This window comes from Streptomyces sp. NBC_00250, from assembly GCF_036192275.1.
In the GTDB taxonomy this organism is placed as follows: Bacteria; Actinomycetota; Actinomycetes; order Streptomycetales; family Streptomycetaceae; genus Streptomyces.
Genome location: NZ_CP108088.1, coordinates 272,020 through 290,684, shown reverse-complemented (window position 1 = coordinate 290,684; position 18,665 = coordinate 272,020). Strand labels below are relative to the sequence as shown.

At 70.5% G+C, this 18,665-nt stretch carries 11 protein-coding genes; 7 read left to right on the top strand and 4 right to left on the bottom strand.

Annotated features, from left to right (window positions below; translation table 11 throughout):
• Window positions 1–92: 92 nt before the first annotated feature.
• The 7 genes from OG259_RS01305 (at window position 93) to OG259_RS01275 (ending at window position 14,791) form a co-directional block, all read left to right on the top strand.
• Window positions 93–3,467 carry a CARDB domain-containing protein gene (locus OG259_RS01305; RefSeq protein ID WP_328940465.1) on the top strand — a complete coding sequence of 1,125 codons (3,375 nt, stop codon included), beginning with the start codon at window positions 93–95 and terminating at the stop codon, window positions 3,465–3,467.
• A gap of 31 nt (window positions 3,468–3,498) precedes the next feature.
• Window positions 3,499–7,506: a discoidin domain-containing protein gene (locus OG259_RS01300; protein WP_328940464.1), complete on the top strand. Its 4,008-nt coding sequence runs from the start codon at window positions 3,499–3,501 to the stop codon at window positions 7,504–7,506.
• 350 nt (window positions 7,507–7,856) lie between these two features.
• Window positions 7,857–9,272 carry an extracellular solute-binding protein gene (locus OG259_RS01295; protein ID WP_328940463.1) on the top strand — a complete coding sequence of 472 codons (1,416 nt, stop codon included), beginning with the start codon at window positions 7,857–7,859 and terminating at the stop codon, window positions 9,270–9,272.
• Between the two features lie 92 nt (window positions 9,273–9,364).
• Window positions 9,365–10,333: a carbohydrate ABC transporter permease gene (locus OG259_RS01290; protein WP_328940462.1), complete on the top strand. Its 969-nt coding sequence runs from the start codon at window positions 9,365–9,367 to the stop codon at window positions 10,331–10,333.
• A gap of 16 nt (window positions 10,334–10,349) precedes the next feature.
• A complete protein-coding gene (locus OG259_RS01285) occupies window positions 10,350–11,225 on the top strand; it encodes a carbohydrate ABC transporter permease (protein WP_328940461.1) in 876 nt (291 codons plus the stop codon).
• A 201-nt stretch (window positions 11,226–11,426) separates the two neighbouring features.
• Window positions 11,427–13,037, top strand: coding sequence for a glycoside hydrolase family 13 protein (locus tag OG259_RS01280; protein WP_328940460.1), 1,611 nt, complete (start codon window positions 11,427–11,429; stop codon window positions 13,035–13,037).
• A 143-nt stretch (window positions 13,038–13,180) separates the two neighbouring features.
• Window positions 13,181–14,791, top strand: a complete 1,611-nt coding sequence (locus OG259_RS01275; RefSeq protein ID WP_328940459.1) for a serine/threonine-protein kinase — start codon at window positions 13,181–13,183, stop codon at window positions 14,789–14,791.
• Between the two features lie 18 nt (window positions 14,792–14,809).
• On the opposite strand, the gene OG259_RS01270 is transcribed toward OG259_RS01275, so the two are convergent.
• The 4 genes from OG259_RS01270 to OG259_RS01255 all read right to left on the bottom strand — a co-directional run bounded on the left by OG259_RS01270 (window position 14,810) and on the right by OG259_RS01255 (window position 18,611).
• On the bottom strand, window positions 14,810–15,562 hold the full coding sequence (locus OG259_RS01270; protein WP_328940458.1) for an NUDIX hydrolase: 753 nt from the start codon (window positions 15,560–15,562) through the stop codon (window positions 14,810–14,812).
• Between the two features lie 89 nt (window positions 15,563–15,651).
• Complete coding sequence (locus OG259_RS01265) at window positions 15,652–15,948, bottom strand: NUDIX domain-containing protein (protein WP_328940457.1); 297 nt, start codon at window positions 15,946–15,948, stop codon at window positions 15,652–15,654.
• A gap of 81 nt (window positions 15,949–16,029) precedes the next feature.
• Entirely contained in the window at window positions 16,030–17,073 is a 1,044-nt protein-coding gene (locus OG259_RS01260) for a phosphotransferase enzyme family protein (RefSeq protein WP_328940456.1), read from the bottom strand.
• A gap of 134 nt (window positions 17,074–17,207) precedes the next feature.
• Entirely contained in the window at window positions 17,208–18,611 is a 1,404-nt protein-coding gene (locus tag OG259_RS01255; RefSeq protein ID WP_328940455.1) for a hypothetical protein, read from the bottom strand.
• Between the last annotated feature and the right edge of the window lie 54 nt (window positions 18,612–18,665).

The following is an 18,665-nucleotide window of genomic DNA, read 5'->3' as shown; positions in this document are numbered from 1 at the left end:
TAGCCGTCATTCATTGTCAGAGTTCCGCTGGGTTCCTAGCGAGAGGCCCTGTGTCGGCTCCGAGCCGTGGCCCAGCAGACGGAGAGGCCCCTATGAGAGGCAAAATCCTGAGCTGGCGGCTGACGGTCGGCGTACTGATAGCCGGACTGATCGCCGTCGGACTCCTGCCCGTCACCGCGTACGCGGCGGCCGCACCCGACCTGGCCCTCGGCAGAACGGCGACGGCGAGCGGCGCCCACGGCGCGTACCCGGCCGGCAACGTCACCGACGGAAGCCAGCAGTCCTACTGGGAGGGCCCGGCCGGGTCGTTCCCGCAGTGGGTCCAGGTCGACCTCGGCGCCGGAACCCGCGTCGACAGCGTCGTACTGAAGCTTCCCACCACCTGGGAGGCCCGCTCCCAGACCGTCGCCGTGCTCGGCAGCACCGACGGCGGCACCTTCACCACCCTCGCCGCACCGCAGTCACGGGCGTTCGACCCCTCCGCGGCGAACACCGTCACCATCGGTGTCACCTCCGCCACGACCCGGTACCTCCGCGTCCGGGTGACCGCCAACACCGGCTGGAACGCGGCCCAGCTCTCCGAGGTCGAGGTCTACGGCCAGGGCGACCAGGGACCGGTCGACCCGCCGCCCGCCGGCACCAACCTGGCACGCAACAAGCCCATCGAGGCGACCTCGACGACCCAGACGTACGTCGCGGCCAACGCCAACGACGACGCCACCGCCTCCTACTGGGAGTCCGCGGGCTTCCCGTCCAGCCTCACCGTGAAGCTCGGCGCCGACGCGAACGTCACGGGCGTCGTCGTCAAGCTCAACCCCGACCAGGCCTGGGGCCCCCGGACACAGGCGATCCAGGTCCTCGGGCGTGAGCAGGCCGCCTCCGGCTTCACCTCGCTCAAGGCGCGGGCCGACTACGCGTTCAGCCCCTCCACCGGACAGAACACCGTCACCATCCCCGTGACCGGCAGCTACGCCGACCTGCGGCTGACCTTCTTCTCCAACACCGGCGCCCCCGGCGCGCAGGTCGCGGAGTTCCAGGTCGTCGGCACGGCGGCACCGAGCCCCGACCTCACCGTCACCGACCTGACCTGGACTCCGTCCGCCCCCTCCGAGACGGACGCCGTGACCGTCGACGCCACCGTGCGCAACGCCGGCACCGCCGCGGCCGCCGCCACCACCGTCGAGGTCGGCGTCGAGGGCGCCGTGGCCGGGTCCGCCCAGGTCGGCGCGCTCGCCGCCGGTGCCTCGGCGACCGTACCGGTCACCATCGGCAAGCGGCCCATGGGCTCGTACACCGTCTCGGCCGTGGTCGACCCGACCGACACCGTCCCCGAGCCGGACAACGGCAACAACAGCCGGACGGCCTCGACGAAGCTCGTCGTCGGCCAGAGCCCCGGCCCCGACCTGCGGGTCACCGGCATCACCACCAACCCGACCAGCCCCGCTGTCGGCTCCGCCGTCACCTTCACCGTCGCGGTCCAGAACCGCGGCACCACCACCGCACCCGCCGGCACGATCACCCGGCTGACCGCCGGAGCCAGCACCCTCAACGGCTCCACCGGCGCCATCGCCGCAGGCCAGACGGTCAACGTGCCGATCTCCGGCAGCTGGACCGCCACCACCGGCGGTGCCACGCTCACCGCGACCGCCGACGCCACCGCCACCCTCACCGAGACCGACGAGAGCAACAACGTCTTCTCACGCTCCCTCGTCGTCGGCCGGGGCGCGGCCGTGCCGTACACCGAGTACGAGGCGGAGGACGCCCGCTACCAGGGCACCCTGCTCACCGCCGACCAGAAGCGGACCTTCGGGCACACCAACTTCGCCACCGAGTCCTCCGGCCGCAAGTCGGTCCGGCTCAGCTCCACGGGTGAGTTCGTCGAGTTCACCTCCACCGACCCGGCCAACTCCATCGTCGTCCGCAACTCCGTGCCCGACGCGGCCGCGGGCGGCGGCGCCGACGCCACGATCAGCCTCTACGCCAACGACGTCTTCGTCCGCAAGCTGACCCTGTCGTCCAAGCACAGCTGGCTCTACGGCAGCACCGACGACCCCGAAGGACTCACCAACCGCCCCGGCGGCGACGCCCGCCGCCTCTTCGACGAGTCCCACGCCCTGCTCGCCCAGTCGTACCCGGTGGGAACGAAGTTCCGCCTCCAGCGCGACGCCGGGGACTCGGCGTCCTTCTACGTCATCGACCTGATCGACCTGGAGCAGGTCGCACCCCCGGCCGCCAAGCCGGCGAACTGCGTCTCCATCACCGAGTACGGCGCCGTCCCCAACGACGGCATCGACGACACCGACGCCCTCCAGCGCGCGGTGACCGCCGACCAGAACGGCCAGATCCCCTGCGTCTGGATCCCTGCCGGCCAGTGGCGCCAGGAGCAGAAGATCCTCACCGACGACCCGCTGAACCGCGGTCAGTTCAACCAGGTCGGCATCCGCGACGTCACCATCCGCGGCGCGGGCATGTGGCACTCCCAGCTCCACACCCTCACCCCGCCGCACGAGGCCGGCGGCATCAATCACCCGCACGAGGGCAACTTCGGCTTCGACATCGACCACAACACCCAGATCTCCGACATCGCCATCTTCGGCTCCGGAGCGATCCGCGGCGGTGACGGCAACGCAGAGGGCGGCGTCGGCCTCAACGGACGCTTCGGCAAGGACACCAAGATCAGCAACGTCTGGATCGAGCACGCCAACGTCGGCGTCTGGGCGGGCCGCGACTACTCCAACATCCCCGAACTGTGGGGCCCCGGAGACGGTCTCGAGTTCACCGGCATGCGGATCCGCAACACCTACGCCGACGGCATCAACTTCGCCAACGGCACCCGCAACTCCACCGTCTTCAACTCGTCCTTCCGCAACACCGGCGACGACGCCCTGGCCGTCTGGGCCAGCAAGTACGTCAAGGACACCTCGGTCGACGTCGGCCACGACAACCACTTCCGCAACAACACCATCCAGCTGCCCTGGCGCGCCAACGGCATCGCGGTCTACGGCGGTTACGGCAACACCATCGAGAACAACATCATCTCGGACACCATGAACTACCCCGGGATCATGCTCGCGACCGACCACGACCCGCTGCCCTTCTCCGGCCAGACCCTCATCTCCAACAACGCCCTGCACCGCACCGGCGGCGCGTTCTGGAACGAGGACCAGGAGTTCGGCGCCATCACCCTCTTCGCCCAGGGCCAGCCCATCCCCGGCGTCACCATCCGGGACACCGAGATCCTCGACTCGACGTACGACGGCATCCAGTTCAAGACGGGTGGCGGCGAGATGCCGGACGTGAAGATCACCAACGTCCGCATCGACAAGTCGGTCAACGGCTCCGGGATCCTCGCGATGAGCGGCGCCCGCGGCAGCGCGACGCTGACCGGCGTCACCATCACCAACTCGGCCGAGGGCGACGTCCTCGTCGAGCCCGGTTCCCAGTTCGTCGTCAACCGGACCGGCTGACCCCGTGCCCATGAATCGAGAGCGAGGACGGATGAGTTTCCGCCACTGGAGATCACGGGGTCTGAGCGCCGTGATCGCCACCAGCCTCCTGGCCCTGGGAGGACCGCTCGTGTCCGCCCAGGCGGCGGGCGGCCCCAACATCGCCCTGGGCGACGCCACCGCGGCGTCCGGATCCCACGCCGAGTACGGCGCCGCGAACATCACCGACGGCAACCAGGGAACGTACTGGCAGAGTGCCGGCAGCACCCTGCCCCAGTGGGTGCAGGTCGACCTCGGCGCCACCACCCGCGTGGACGAGGTGGTCCTGAAGCTGCCCGCCGGCTGGGAGAGCCGCAACCAGACGCTGTCCGTCCAGGGCAGCGCCGACGGCACGAGCTTCGCGACCCTCAAGAGCTCCGCCTCCTACACCTTCGCCCCGGGCGCGGCCAACACCGTGACGGTCTCCTTCCCGGCCACCCAGGCCCGGTTCGTACGGGTCGACATCACCGCCAACACCGGCTGGCAGGCCGCGCAGCTCTCCGAACTGGAGGTCCACGCGGCCGACGGGTCCTCGGCCGACCTGGCGAGCGGCCGCACCCTGACCGCGAGCAGCCACACCGAGGTGTACGCGGCGGGCAACGCCAACGACGGCAACCGGGCCACCTACTGGGAGAGCGCCAACAACGCCCTCCCGCAGTGGATCCAGGCCGACCTCGGGGCGTCCGTCCGCGTCGACCGGGTCGTGCTCCGCCTGCCCGACGGCTGGGGTGCGCGCAGCCAGACCCTCAAGATCCAGGGCAGTGCGAACGGCACCGCCTTCACCGATCTGACCGCCTCCCAGGTGTACACCTTCGACGCCGCCGGAGGACGGGCCGCGACCGTCACCTTCGACGCGACCACCACCCGGTACGTCCGGGTCCTCGTCACGGCGAACAGCGTGCAGCCCGCCGCCCAGCTCTCCGAGCTGGAGATCTACGGACCGCAGACGGGCGACACCCAGGCCCCGACCGCCCCGGCGAACCTCGCCTTCACCCAGCCGGCCACCGATCAGATCCGCCTCACCTGGAACGCCTCCTCCGACGACACCGGCGTCACCGGCTACGACCTCTACGCCAACGGCACCCTGCTGACCAGCCTCGCCGGGAACGTCACCACCTTCACCGACACCCGACCGGCGAACCAGACGGTCACCTACCGGGTCCGCGCGAAGGACGCGGCGGGCAACCAGTCGACCGACAGCAACGCCGTCACCCGCACCGGCAGCGGCGGTGGCGGCTCCAACCTCGCCGTCGGCAAGGAGATCAACGCCTCCTCCGTCGTCCACACCTTCGTCGCGGCCAACGCCAACGACAACAACACCAGCACCTACTGGGAAGGTGCCGGCGGCAGCTACCCGAACACCCTGACCGTCAAGCTGGGCTCCAACGCCGACGTCGACAGCCTCGTCCTCAAGCTCAACCCGGGCACGGCGTGGTCGACCCGCAGCCAGACCGTCGAGGTCCTCGGCCGGGAGCAGAGCGCCACCGGCTTCAGCGGCATCACGGCCGCGAAGAGCTACACCTTCGACCCGGCGAGCGGCAACACCGTCACCATTCCCGTCTCCGTCCGCGTCGCCGACGTCCAGCTGAAGTTCACCGCCAACACCGGCTCCGCGGCGGGCCAGCTCGCCGAGTTCCAGGTCGTCGGCGTTCCCGCCCCCAACCCCGACCTCGAAGTCACCGGCCTCACCACCACACCCGCCTCGCCCGTCGAGTCGGACCCGATCACCGTCAGCGCCACCGTCCGCAACAGCGGCCCGGCCGCCGCACCGGCCAGCGCCGTCGCGCTGCGCCTCGGCGGCACCAAGGTCGCCACCGCGCAGGTCGGCGCCCTGGCCGCCGGCGCCCAGACCACGGTCAGCGCCTCCATCGGCGCCCGCGACGCGGGCAGCTACCAGCTCAGCGCCGTCGCCGACGAGGCGAACGCCGTCATCGAGCAGAACGAGTCCAACAACACCTACACCCGCCCCACCGCCCTGGTGGTCACACCGGTGTCCAGCTCCGACCTGGTCGCCGCCTCGGTGACGACCTCGCCGTCCAGCCTGTCCGCCGGGGACACGGTCACCTTCAAGGTGGCCCTGAAGAACCAGGGCACCGCGGCGAGCGCCGCGGGCGGCCACGGCGTCACCCTCACCCTGACGGACTCGACGGGCGCCACCGTCAAGACCCTGACGGGAGCCCACAACGGAGCCCTCGCGGCCGGTGCGAGCGCCGAGGTGAACCTCGGCCCCTGGATGGCCGTCAACGGCTCCTACACCGTGAAGACGGTCGTTGCCGACGACGCCGACGAACTCCCGGTCAAGCGCGCCAACAACACCTCCACCCAGCCCCTCTTCGTCGGCCGCGGCGCGAACATGCCGTACGACATGTACGAGGCCGAGGACGGCACCGTCGGCGGCGGAGCCACCGTCGCCGGGCCCAACCGCACCATCGGCGACATCGCGGGCGAGGCCTCCGGCCGCAAGGCCGTCAGCCTGGACGCGACGGGGGAGTACGTCGAGTTCACCACCCGGCGCTCGACCAACACCCTGGTGACCCGCTTCTCGATCCCGGACTCCGCGGGCGGCGGCGGCATCGACTCCACCATCAACGTGTACGTCGACGGGGTGTTCAAGAAGTCGCTCCCGCTGACGTCGAAGTACGCCTGGCTGTACGGCGCCGAGGCCGGACCCGGCAACTCCCCGGGCTCGGGCGCGCCGCGCCACATCTACGACGAGGCGCACCTCCTCCTCGGCGAGACCGTCCCGGCGGGCAGCAGGATCCGGCTCCAGAAGGACGCCGCGAACACCTCCACGTACGCGATCGACTTCGTGAACCTGGAGCAGGTCGCCCTGGTCGGGAACCCGGACCCGGCCACCTACACCGTGCCTGCCGGATTCGGGCACCAGGACGTGCAGAACGCCCTGGACAAGGTCCGGATGGACACCACCGGCACGCTCGTGGGTGTCTATCTGCCGCCGGGCGACTACCAGACGGCGAGCAAGTTCCAGGTGTACGGGAAGCCGGTCAAGGTGGTCGGCGCCGGACCGTGGTTCACGAGGTTCCACGCGCCGTCGACCCAGGACAACACCGACATCGGCTTCCGCGCCGAGGCGGCGGCCAAGGGCTCGCTGTTCAAGGGCTTCGCCTACTTCGGCAACTACACCTCGCGCATCGACGGACCGGGCAAGGTGTTCGACTTCGCGAACGTCTCGGACATCGTCATCGACGACATCTGGAACGAGCACATGGTGTGCCTCTACTGGGGTGCCAACACCGACCGGATGACGATCAAGAACTCCCGGATCCGCAACATGTTCGCCGACGGAATCAACATGACCAACGGCTCGACGGACAACCACGTCGTCAACAACGACGCCCGGGCGACCGGTGACGACAGCTTCGCCCTGTTCTCCGCGATCGACGCCGGCGGCGCCGACATGAAGAACAACGTCTACGAGAACCTCACCACCACCCTGACCTGGCGAGCGGCGGGCGTGGCCGTCTACGGCGGCTTCAACAACACCTTCCGCAACATCCACATCGCCGACACGCTCGTCTACGCGGGCATCACCATCTCGTCCCTGGACTTCGGCTACCCGATGAACGGCTTCGGGACCGAACCCACGACCTTCGAGAACATCTCCGTCGTCCGGGCGGGCGGCCACTTCTGGGGCTCCCAGACCTTCCCCGGCATCTGGGTGTTCTCCGCGTCGAAGGTCTTCCAGGGCATCAGGGTGAACCATGTGGACATCGTCGACCCCACGTACAGCGGGGTGATGTTCCAGACGAACTACGTGGGCGGTCAGCCGCAGTTCCCCATCAAGGACACCGTGTTCACGGACGTCTCGATCACGGGGGCGCGCAAGAGCGGCGACGCCTTCGACGCCAAGTCCGGATTCGGCCTCTGGGCCAACGAGATGCCCGAGTCGGGGCAGGGGCCCGCCGTCGGTGAGGTGACCTTCAACGGACTCCGGCTGAGCGGCAACGCCGTGGACATCCGTAACACCACGTCCACCTTCAAGATCAACGTCAACCCGTAGCCCCGGTCCAGTCAACGTCAACCCGTAACCCCGGCTCAGTCAACGTCAACCCGTAACCCCGGCCCTCCTACCCCGCGAGACCGATGCAGGTGGCTTGCAGTCACTTGCATCGGTCTTGCGTGCGTTCTGCCCACCTCGTGAAACCGCCGAGCCTCTCGAAGGCTACGACAGACCCCTGAACTGTCGGTTTCCTGAGCTACTGGCCCCGCTCATCTCCTGGCGACTGTCAGGCAATTACGAAATCAGCGCGATATCTTGCGTTCACTTGTTGAGGGTGGTTGAGTGTGCGGCGCCCCACAACGCACAGGCGGTGGGGCGACCTCCACGTTCAGGCCCGAAGGGGACCACCCATGAGAAGAGCCCGGTTCCGCCGTACGCGCCGCGCCAGCGCGGTCACCCTCGTCTCCGCGCTCACGCTGACCGCGCTCGCCGCCTGCGGCACGAGCAGCAGCAACAACGGCAGCGGCGGTTCCGAGGGCGGTGGGTCCTCCGACCCCACCGCCCCGCTGGACCCGAAGACCAAGGTGACGCTCACCATCGACTGCATGCCCCCCGCGGCGAAGGCGGCCGAGCTCAAGGAGTGGAAGGAGGACGTCGCAGAGTTCAACAAGACCTATCCGAACGTCACCATCGAGGGCCGCTCCACCCCCGGCCAGTGCCTGGAGCCGCCGCGGTTCACCGCGATGCTCAAGGCCAAGTCCCAGCCGGACGTGTTCTACACCTACTTCACCGACCTGCCCCAGGTCCTCGACAACGACGGCGCCGCGGACATCACCGCGTACGTCAACGACAAGAGCGTGCCGCTCCTCAAGGACATCGACCCGAACGTCCTCGACTCCCTCAAGCAGGACGGCAAGCTGTACGGCCTGCCCACCAGCAACTACACGATGGGCCTGCTCGTCAACCGCAAGCTGTTCACGGACGCCGGCCTGGACCCCGACGCCCCGCCGCGCACCTGGGCCGAGGTCCGCACCGCCGCCAAGAAGATCGCCGGGCTCGGCAACGGCATCGCCGGCTTCGGCGAGTACAGCGCGGGCAACACCGGCGGCTGGCACTTCACCGCGCAGATGTACAGCGTCGGCGGCGAAGTCGTCGACGCGAGCGGCAAGAAGGCCGCCTTCAACAACGAGCTCGGCAAGCAGGTCGCGAAGAACCTCCACGCCATGCGCTGGGAGGACGACAGCATGGGCAAGACCCAGCTGCTCAAGTGGGGCGACCTGCAGAAGCAGATAGCCACCGACAAGCTCGGCATGTTCCTCGCCGCCCCCGACGACATCGCGTACATGGTCCAGCAACTCGGCGCGAAGTACGAGAACTTCGGGATGGGACCGATCCCCGGCGAGAAGAACACCCTGGCCGGCGGCAACAACTACATGATCAAGAAGGGGATCTCGGGCGACAAGATCAAGGCCGCCGTTGCCTGGCTCAACTTCAAGAACCTCACCGTCGGCAAGGGCCAGTTCGACTGGGCCCGCACCAAGCAGGACTCGCTCCCCGTCGGCGTCCCGCAGCCCAACTTCTGGCTGAACGACTCCAAGGCCGAGGACGACGCCGCACGCGTCACCCACGCCACCATGCCGGTTCAGAACTTCAAGTCCTTCATGGACAACCCCGTCGCCGGCAAGGCCGAGCCGCCGAAGGCGCAGGAAGTCTACAAGGTCATCGACAACGTGATGTCCGGCCTCCTCACCAACAAGGACGCCGACATCGACAAGCTCCTCGCCACCGCCGAGGCACAGGTCAACCAGGTCCTCGCACAGCAGTGACGGGCCCCGGCGGGGGCGGATCGGACCGCCCCCGCCGGCCCCCGCACCCCACCCAGGACTCCACCCCGGCAGACCAGCACCAAGGAGCGACGATGTCGGCCCCCAGCGTGACCCCGAGCAAGGCGGGCAGCCCCCGCCACTCCCCGCCGCCGGCGACGGCGGGCCCCGAACTCCCCGGTGGCCGTGACCGCTTCGCGAAGAGCCTGCGGCGCAACCTCACCGCCCACGGCTTCCTCATCGGCGCCGTCCTCTGCTTCGCGTTCTTCTCCTGGTACCCGATGGTCAGGGAGTTCCTCCTGGCCTTCCAGAAGACCGAGAGCGGACACACGACCTGGGTCGGCCTGGACAACCTCGTCACCGTCGTCAACGACCCGGCCTTCTGGCAGGCCTGGCGCAACACGCTCCTGTTCACCGTCCTCGCGCTGGTCTTCGGCTTCGCGGTGCCCTTCGCCGTCGCCCTCGTCATCAACGAGTTCCACCACGGCCAGGGCTATCTGCGGCTGCTCGTCTACCTGCCCGTGATGCTCCCGCCCGTCGCCTCGGTCCTCCTCTTCAAGTACCTGTACGACCCCGGCTACGGACTCCTCAACGAACTCTTCCGCTTCCTCCACCTCCCCGAGCAGCAATGGCTCCAGGACCCCGACCTCTCCCTGCTCTCCGTCGTCATCGCGTCGACCTGGATGAACATGGGCGGCGCGGCCCTCATCTACCTCGCCGCGCTCCAGAGCATCCCCGGCGAGCTGTACGAGGCGGCCGAGCTCGACGGCGCCGGGCTGTTCCGCAAGATCTGGCACGTCACCATCCCGCAGACGCGCCTGATCCTCTCCCTGATGCTGCTCATGCAGGTCATCGCCACCATGCAGGTCTTCGTCGAACCGTTCCTGCTCACCGGCGGCGCGGGCCCCGAGGGATCGACCACGACCGTCGTCTACCTCATCTACCAATACGCCTTCAACTTCAACAACTACGGTGCCGCGGCGGCGCTCGGTCTGCTCCTGCTCGTACTCCTCGCCGGATTCTCGGCGGCGTACGTGAAGCTCAGCCGCGCCGAGGACGAGTAGGACCGGGGAGACCAGCATGTCCACACGCACACTCATCTCGCCCGCGCAGCTCGCCCGCCCGCGTGGCAAGGTCCTCTACCGGGTGGTCTTCGCCGTGGTCGTCGGCGGCTTCACCCTGGCGTTCCTCGGCCCCCTCTACTGGATGGTGTCCAGCGGCTTCAAGGACACCCAGGAGGTCATCCGGACGCCGCCGACCCTGGTGCCGGAGACCTTCGCACCGGAGAACTACTCCCGCGCCTGGGAGGTCATGGACCTCTCCACACTCCTCTTCAACACCCTCTACTACGCGTTCGGCGCGCTCGCCTTCCAGCTCGTCCTGGACGTGGCCGCCGCCTACTCCCTCTCCAAGCTGCGGCCGATCTTCGGCAAGGCCGTGCTCGGCATGATGCTCGCCACCCTGATGATCCCGGCGACCGTCCTCGTCGTGCCCCAGTACCTGACCGTCCTGGACCTGCCGATCTTCGAGCGCAACCTGCTGAACTCACCCTGGGTGATCTGGCTGCCCTCGGTGACCAACGCGTTCAACATCTTCCTGCTCAAGCGCTTCTTCGACTCGATCCCCAAGGAGCTCCTGGACGCCGCGTCCATCGACGGAGCGTCCCCGATGCGGATCCTGTGGTCGATCGTGCTGCCCATCTCGCGGCCGATCCTCGGAGTCGTCTCGATCTTCGCCGTCGTGGGGGTCTGGAAGGACTTCCTCTGGCCGATGCTCACCCTGCCCGACCCGGCCGGCCAGACCCTCAACGTCGGCATCTACTCGCTCTCCAACGGTGTCCCGGTCAACGTCCTGATCGCCGCGCTCGCCATCGCGTCCGTGCCGACCCTCCTCATCTTCCTTGTCTTCCAGCGCAACATCATGAGCGGCCTCACGGCGGGCGGCCTCAAGGGCTGACCGCCCTCCCGGGCCACGCGGGCCACCCGTGCCGTCCAGGCCGGCCGCGCCACCCGCGTCACGCCGGCCACCCTCACCACGGCCGCCCGCGCCCCCGGCCCCTCCGCACCACCCCATGCCTTCGTCGCCGGCCCGTCCTCCATGCCCCGCAGCATCCGGGCCGGCGACGAAGAACCCCGACCTGCCCGAAAGGACCGTCACGTGGCAGCCCCTCACTCGCATCGCACCGACGACTGGTGGCGCGACGCCGTCATCTACCAGGTGTATCCGCGCAGTTTCGCCGACGGCGACGGTGACGGCACCGGGGACCTCGCGGGAGTCCGAGCGAGACTGTCCTACCTCGCCGAACTCGGCGTCGACGCCGTCTGGTTCACACCCTGGTACCTCTCGCCGCTGGTGGACGGCGGCTACGACGTCGCCGACTACCGCACCATCGACCCCGCCTTCGGCACCCTCGCCGAAGCCGAGAAGCTGATCGCCGAAGCCCGCGAGCTGGGCATCCGCGTCATCGTCGACATCGTCCCCAACCACGTCTCCGACCAGCACGACTGGTTCCGCGCCGCCCTCGCGGCCGGCCCCGGCAGCCCGGAGCGGGAACTCTTCCACTTCCGGCCCGGCCGGGGCGAGAACGGCGAACTCCCGCCCAACACCTGGCCCTCGCAGTTCTCCGGACCGACCTGGACCCGGGTCGAGGACGGCGAGTGGTACCTCCACCTCTTCACCCCCGAACAGCCCGACCTCAACTGGGCCCACCCGGCGGTCCGCCGGGAACACGAGGACGTCCTGCGCTTCTGGTTCGAACGAGGAGTCGCCGGAGTACGGATCGACTCCGCCGCGCTGCTCGCCAAGGACCCGGCACTCGCCGACTTCGTCGAGGGCGTCGACCCCCACCCGTACATCGACCAGGACGAACTCCACGCCATCTACCGGTCGTGGCGCGCGATAGCCGACGAGTACGGCGCCGTCTTCGTCGGCGAGGTCTGGCTCCCGGACTCCGAACGCTTCGCCCGCTACCTCCGCCCCGACGAACTCCACACCGCGTTCAACTTCAACTTCCTCTCCTGCCCCTGGGAGGCGGACCGGCTGCGCCGCACCATCGACGACACCCTGGCCGAGCACGCCCCCGTCGGCGCCCCCGCGACCTGGGTCCTCTGCAACCACGACGTCACCCGCACGGTCACCCGGTACGGGCGCGCCGACACCGGCTTCGACTTCGCGACGAAGACCTTCGGCACACCCACGGACCTCGCCCTCGGAACGCGACGGGCCCGCGCGGCGGCCCTGCTCACCCTGGCACTCCCGGGATCGGTGTACGTGTACCAGGGCGAGGAACTGGGTCTGCCCGAGGCGGAGGTGCCGCTGGACCGGATCGAGGACCCCATGCACGCCCGCTCCGGCGGCACCGACCCCGGCCGCGACGGCTGCCGCGTACCCCTGCCGTGGACCGCCGGAGCACCCTGGTACGGGTTCGGCTCGGACTCCGGCTCCGAGCCGTGGCTTCCCCAGCCCCGGGACTGGGACGACCACGCGGTGGACCGACAGCAGGCGGACGGGGCGTCGATGCTGGCGCTGTACCGCGAGGCACTGAGGCTGCGCGGCTCGGTCGAGGGCTTCGGGGACGGTGCCATGACCTGGCTGCCCGCGGCGGACGGAGTACTCGCGTTCGCCCGCGGCGAGGGCCTGCTGTGCCTGGTCAACCTCTCCACGACCCAGGCCGAGCTCCCGGCGTACGAGCGCCTGCTCCTGGCGAGCGGCCCCCTGGCCGCCGACGGCCGCCTGCCCACCGACACGGCGGTGTGGCTGCGCACCTGAATCCGGCGGGCGACCCTCCGGGTGCTCCCGGCACCGACACCGGCGCCGGGAGCGCCGTTCCGCGTCCGATAGTTTGACCGGCGTCACGCATCGGCGGCCGGCTCGGGGGACTTGAGGTGTCGGCCCTGCACAGGGGGAAGCACATGCGGCAGCTCACGCCCGACGATCCGACACACATCGCCCGCCACCGGCTGCTCGGCCTGCTCGGCGAGGGCGGGATGGGCCGGGTGTACCTCGGGCGGTCCGAGAGCGGGCGCACCGTCGCGGTCAAGGTCATCCAGCGGGAGTACGCGCGGGACCCCGAGTTCCGGCGACGGTTCGCGCGCGAGGTCCAGGCCGCCCGCAGCGTCGGCGGGGAATGGACCGCCGCCGTCCTCGACGCCGACACCGAAGCCGCCGTGCCCTGGGTCTCCACCCAGTACGTCCCCGGCCCCGATCTGCACACCGTCGTCTCCCGGGACTACGGCCCGCTGCCCGAGCACTCCGTCCGTACCCTCGCCAACCGGCTGGCGCTCGCGCTCCAGGCCATCCACGGCGCCGGCCTTGTCCACCGCGACCTGAAGCCCTCCAACGTCCTGGTCACCGTCGACGGCCCCCGTGTCATCGACTTCGGGATCGCCCGCGCCCTGGACGCCCTCGCGGGGGACACCGTCCTGACGCGCAGCGGAGCGATCGTCGGCTCGCCCGGGTTCATGTCCCCGGAGCAGGTGAGGGGCGAGGAACTGACCCCGGCCAGCGACGTGTTCTGCCTCGGAGCGGTACTCGTGTACGCCGCGACGGGCCGCCAACCCTTCGGCGGCACCGCCGGTGGCAGCCCGCACGCCCTGATGTTCCGCGTCGTCCAGGAGGAACCGGATGTCACCGGTGTCCCGGACACCCTGACCGCTCTCGTACACGCCTGCCTGAGCAAGGACCCCACGGCCCGGCCCACACCCCGGCAGATCGCCGAGGCGACCGGCACCCTGCCCGCCGGGACATGGCTGCCCGGCGAAGTGCTGGCCCAACTGGGCAGCCACGCCGCACGATTGCTCGACCTGGAACCGGGGCCGGAACCGCAGCCCGCCCGGCCGACACCGACGGCGTACGACAACCCGGCGGCTCCCCTTCCGGCCGCACCGGTCCCCACGTACGCGCAGCCCACGCAACCGGCCGCCGTGCCGCCTCCACGACCGCCGATGCCGGCCGCTCCGCCGGCGGGGGGACCCCAGGGGCAGCCCGGCGCCCCGGTGCGGAAGGTCCGACGCGGCCCCCTCGTGGGCGCGGTACTGACCGTGCTCGCCATGCTGGCGCTGTGGGGAGGCGCCCTGCCGCTGATGGCCTTCCAGATCCACCTCTGGACGGGCGACGGGCGGAGCATCGACGCCAACGAGTCGACATACGAACTGCTGGGCCTCGACCAGTTCCCCGAACCGGCCCCGCAGAGCAGCCTGCTGTCCTGGTCCTGGCTGCTCCTCGCGCTCCTCGCGCAGGCCGTCCTCGTGTACCGGGCGACCGAACCCCGGCTCCAGCCCGTCCTCTTCCTGCGCCTGCTCGGCTACGCGTGCGCGCTCGCCCTCCCGGTCCGCCTCACCGCGGCCCACCTGTCGTGGGACGTCCGGGACCTGACCAGCTCGCTCCCTTCCCACGTCGCGGAGAGCGCCACCCTCTCGTACGAGGGCGGCTGGTGGCTCCTGCACGCGGGCGCGCTCCTCGGTCTCGCCGCCTTCGTCTGGCAGGACCTCCGTTCCTTCCGTACACCAGCGCCCCGGCTCTGATTGCCGCCGGGCGCCGACTCAGACCGAGTCGCCGTACCGGCGGAGGACCTGGGGCAGATAGTCCGCGCCCGGGCCGAGGCGCGCCGCCTCGGCGGGCGAGGCCACGAAGGCCACCGCGTCGAGCTCGGGCCCGGCGCCACGCCCGGTCTCCGCGGCGACGAGCTCGGCATGGCGACGGCGCACGAGGGCGCCGGCCACGGGCGGAGCGAGAAAGTGGAACCCGAGGCTGCCGAACCGGCGCCCCCGGGTGACCGCGAACAACCGCAACTCCTCGGCGGCGATCCGGACCCCGACCTCCTCGGCCAGCTCACGCACCGCCTCCCGCCGCAGGCCCCCCGCATCGAGGGGCCGACCCTCCTCCGGTGGCTCGACCGCGCCTCCGGGGAGAGTCCAGCCGCCGGGGGCGGCAGTGGAAGGCGACCCCCGCCCGACCACGAGACCGGCCTCGGTGGGCAGCAGAACGGTGACGTAGAGAGATCCGGGCACGTCCTCGGGAGGCCGGAGCCGCCGCAGCGCCCGGTAGCGGTAGGTGACCCGAGCCCATCGCGCCACCAGCGCACCAGGTGCGGGGAGTTCGATGCCCAGGCTGGCGACCAGCGGGCCGTCGAAGGTGTCGGGGTCACGGGCCCGCGTACCCACCCAGATCCGGTCCATCTCCTTCCGCTCCGCCGGTGACAACACGGGTGGCGGATGCTCGACGAAGGTGATCCGGCGGGCATCGAGAAACTCGACGGGCGCGATCGGGCCGAGCCGGGTGGGACGGTCACTCATCAGGGGCGAGACCTTTCGTCGGGAGGGGGCGGAACGAGGACGGACTCCATCCGAGCCCTCCGTCCTCCGGCGAGCCGTCGTTCACCGAGTCACCGTCGCTGCCGGGCGACGTCCACGTCGTGGACGAGTTCGACGTCGCCTGGTTCGATCAGGAGCCCGGCTTCCTCCCGTGCCTCACGGACGCGGCACGCGACGGCCGACTCGGCCTCGCAGTGCCCGGCCAGGAAGTGCCAGGTGTTACCCGCGAACGCGGAATCCGGGTGGCGAAGCCCCAACAGGACCTTGCCGTCGCGCTCCAGGAACAGGTGCACGCCGACGACGTGCAGCACGGTTCCGTCCCGGTGCGCGGTGTTCGGGTCGATGCCGAGGGGAGGCGTGGGTGACACGGGCGGTACCTCACGTGGGTAGGGGAGCGAGTGACGGGGGCTTCGGAGAGTGGGTGACGGGGACCGAGGACAAGGCGCGCGCTACCTGAGGTGGTCGCGGAGGACCTCCTCCGCCTCGTCGAGGCGCTCGCGCAGTTCGACCGCCGCCAGGGCGCGACTCCGGGCGTACGCCTCCAGGGACGGTGTGACCGGTCCCAGCCCGTCGGCGACGGTGTTCAAGGGGTAGACCGCGCACCCGAGGTACGCGGCCGTCAGCCGCACCACGCTCACCAGCTCCTCCACCGGCAGCGTCGGGTGCAGCTCGTGGTAGGCGGCGGCGAGGCGGGCGAGTCCTTCCGGCCAGTCCGCTTGGGTCAGCACGGTGCGCGGGTCGAGCGCGAGGCGCCCCAGCTCCCACATCGGGTCGCGCCGGCCCGGCGGGTGGAAGTCGATCACGGCGGCCACGCGGTCACCACGCAGCAGCACGTTCGGCCCCGACAGGTCCCCGTGCACGATCTGCGACGTCGTCACCGACGGCGCCTTCTCGAGCAGCCGTTCCACGAGCGGCAGCGCGGCCAGCCGTTCCCTCGCGGTTCTCGACGCCCACTGCTCGAAACCGCTGCGCGGCGGCTCCACCTCGTACCGGCGTACCAGGTCCGCGAGGCGCACACGGGCGCGCGCCGGGTCGAAGGACCGATCCCGCGCCCCGAGCGCGGGCGGGCCCAGCGGGTGGCGGGCCAGGCCCCGGTGCAGACGCCCGACCGTCGCGCCGACCGTCTCCCATCTCCGGCCCACGAGCTGTCCGTCGGCCGTGACCGCCCCGGCGACGTAGGCCGTCACGGAGAGGGCCGTTCCCTTGTACGAGGCGACCAGTCGCTCCTGGTCGACGACCGGGCGGGCCCGCGCCACGGGGACGCCGCAGAGCCGGGCGTACTCGCTGAGCCCGGCCGCGGCCTCGGCCCGCGCGAGATCCGTCCCGGCCGGGTACGTCTTCACGAACCAGCGGTCGCCCGCGGCCGTCTCCGCCACGTAGTTGCGGGTCGCCGTACCCGCCGGCCCCTCGGCGAGGGAGGCCGGAACGATGCCAAACTCGCCGGCGAGCAGGAGTGTCACTCGGTCGAGCAGGGAGCGGGAGCTGATGGTCACGACACAGCCTTCCCGTTGCACACGGCGATATACGTGAACCAGCCGTCTCCGGATCTCCTGCAACGCCTGCCACGTTCCGCGTCGTGACACGTGGGAACACAGGGGGTGGCTGATCCTGCGTGCCGCAGGGCCGCCTAGAGCCGGGCTTCGTCCACCCTCACTCCCGCATCCCGGATCGTCACCATCACCGCCCCCGACACCGCCTGCATCCGGGGCTTGCGGAGGTCGAGGACCGGCGTCGGGTTCGAGACGCCGTGGGCGACGAGCAGGTTCATCAGGGGCCAGAGGGCCTCGGAGCGTCTCGGCAGGGGGATCACGCGACCGTCCGGCGCGACGACCCGGGCCGTCGTGACGCCGGCGAGAAGATTGGTGCGGGCCCAGTCGACCACCTGGGACCTGCCGTTCGGGCTGACCCGGAGGACGACGTCCCTCGTGTGGTGAAGGACCGAGAGGTAGTTCATCGGGACGGTGAGACGCCGGGTCACGTCGTACGCGCGAGAGCCGTCCGCCGGACGGACGCGCAGCAACGTGTCCAGGACCGGACCGTGGTCCTGGAAGGTGGTCCGCCCGCGCAGTGCCAGGAAGCGGGCGAGCACCAGGTGCCCACCGCGGCGCGACCAGCGGCGGGGGACGGAGCCGAAGGCCCCCTCGTCCCCCGGGAGGAACTCCGCGAGCCGGCGGGCCTCCTCGCCCGGCTCCGCCACCGGCGCCCGTTCCTCGGTGACGTCGCGGGCGACGGCGGCGTACCGAGCCGCCGTGTCCGGGTCGAGCAGCCGGAGGTCGATGAGGTCGCCGTCCATCACGACGCCGCCGACCGACCGTGAGATCCGCATCTGCTCCAGCTGACGACGGGCGTGACGGGTCACGTCGGTCATGTGTCCGTCGAGGTCGATCACCCGGCAGGTTCTCGTCCCGGCGAGGAGGAGGCTGCGCGGCCAGTGGACCGTGACCCTCCCCGGCGTCGGCGCCTCAGGGGGATCGACGAGGACGGCCAGCCGCCCCGCCGTGACCGCCGACAGGCACAGGGACGGCACCTGGACCTCTTCGGTGACCTCACGGCCCCCGGAACCCCGCCCGGGGTCCTCCCCGTCGTGGACCGACAGCCTCAGCCCGACGGTCGCCTTGAACTCCGCCGGATCGTGATCGCCCCCGTACGTCGTGAACGTCGCACCCCCTTCGGGGCTGTACCGCACGAACGACGCCGCCAGGACGTCCGCCCGTACCAACCGCGCGCCCGGTGCACCCTGCGGGGACCGGGGCGCCCACACCACCGAGGTGTCGTCCCCGTACGCGGGGCCCGCGTCCCCCGCACGGTTCCGCCGGGTGATCCGGGGAAACTCCTGCCGCGCGCTCCGGACGGCAGTGAAGGGGATCATCGCCGTGCCCACCGCCCCGATGCCCGACGCGCCGGCCACCCAGAACCATTCGGCGCCCTCGACCCAGGCGACATACGCCACGACGAGGAACACCGGTCCGGCCAGCCCGGCGAACGCGGCGAGGATCAGATTGCCGATGAGCACGCCGGTGTAGCTGCGCATGGCCCCCTCCTTCAGTCAGGTACCCCGGGGATCATCGTTCTTCCTCGTCCCGTG

Bases quoted from the DNA above. Each gene is read 5' to 3' on its own strand.
- OG259_RS01295 (WP_328940463.1), top strand. From the start codon at position 7,857: ATGAGAAGAGCCCGGTTCCGCCGTACGCGCCGCGCCAGCGCGGTCACC.
- OG259_RS01255 (WP_328940455.1), bottom strand. From the start codon at position 18,611: ATGCGCAGCTACACCGGCGTGCTCATCGGCAATCTGATCCTCGCCGCG.
- OG259_RS01270 (WP_328940458.1), bottom strand. From the start codon at position 15,562: ATGAGTGACCGTCCCACCCGGCTCGGCCCGATCGCGCCCGTCGAGTTT.
- OG259_RS01290 (WP_328940462.1), top strand. From the start codon at position 9,365: ATGTCGGCCCCCAGCGTGACCCCGAGCAAGGCGGGCAGCCCCCGCCAC.
- OG259_RS01275 (WP_328940459.1), top strand. From the start codon at position 13,181: ATGCGGCAGCTCACGCCCGACGATCCGACACACATCGCCCGCCACCGG.
- OG259_RS01285 (WP_328940461.1), top strand. From the start codon at position 10,350: ATGTCCACACGCACACTCATCTCGCCCGCGCAGCTCGCCCGCCCGCGT.
- OG259_RS01300 (WP_328940464.1), top strand. From the start codon at position 3,499: ATGAGTTTCCGCCACTGGAGATCACGGGGTCTGAGCGCCGTGATCGCC.
- OG259_RS01305 (WP_328940465.1), top strand. From the start codon at position 93: ATGAGAGGCAAAATCCTGAGCTGGCGGCTGACGGTCGGCGTACTGATA.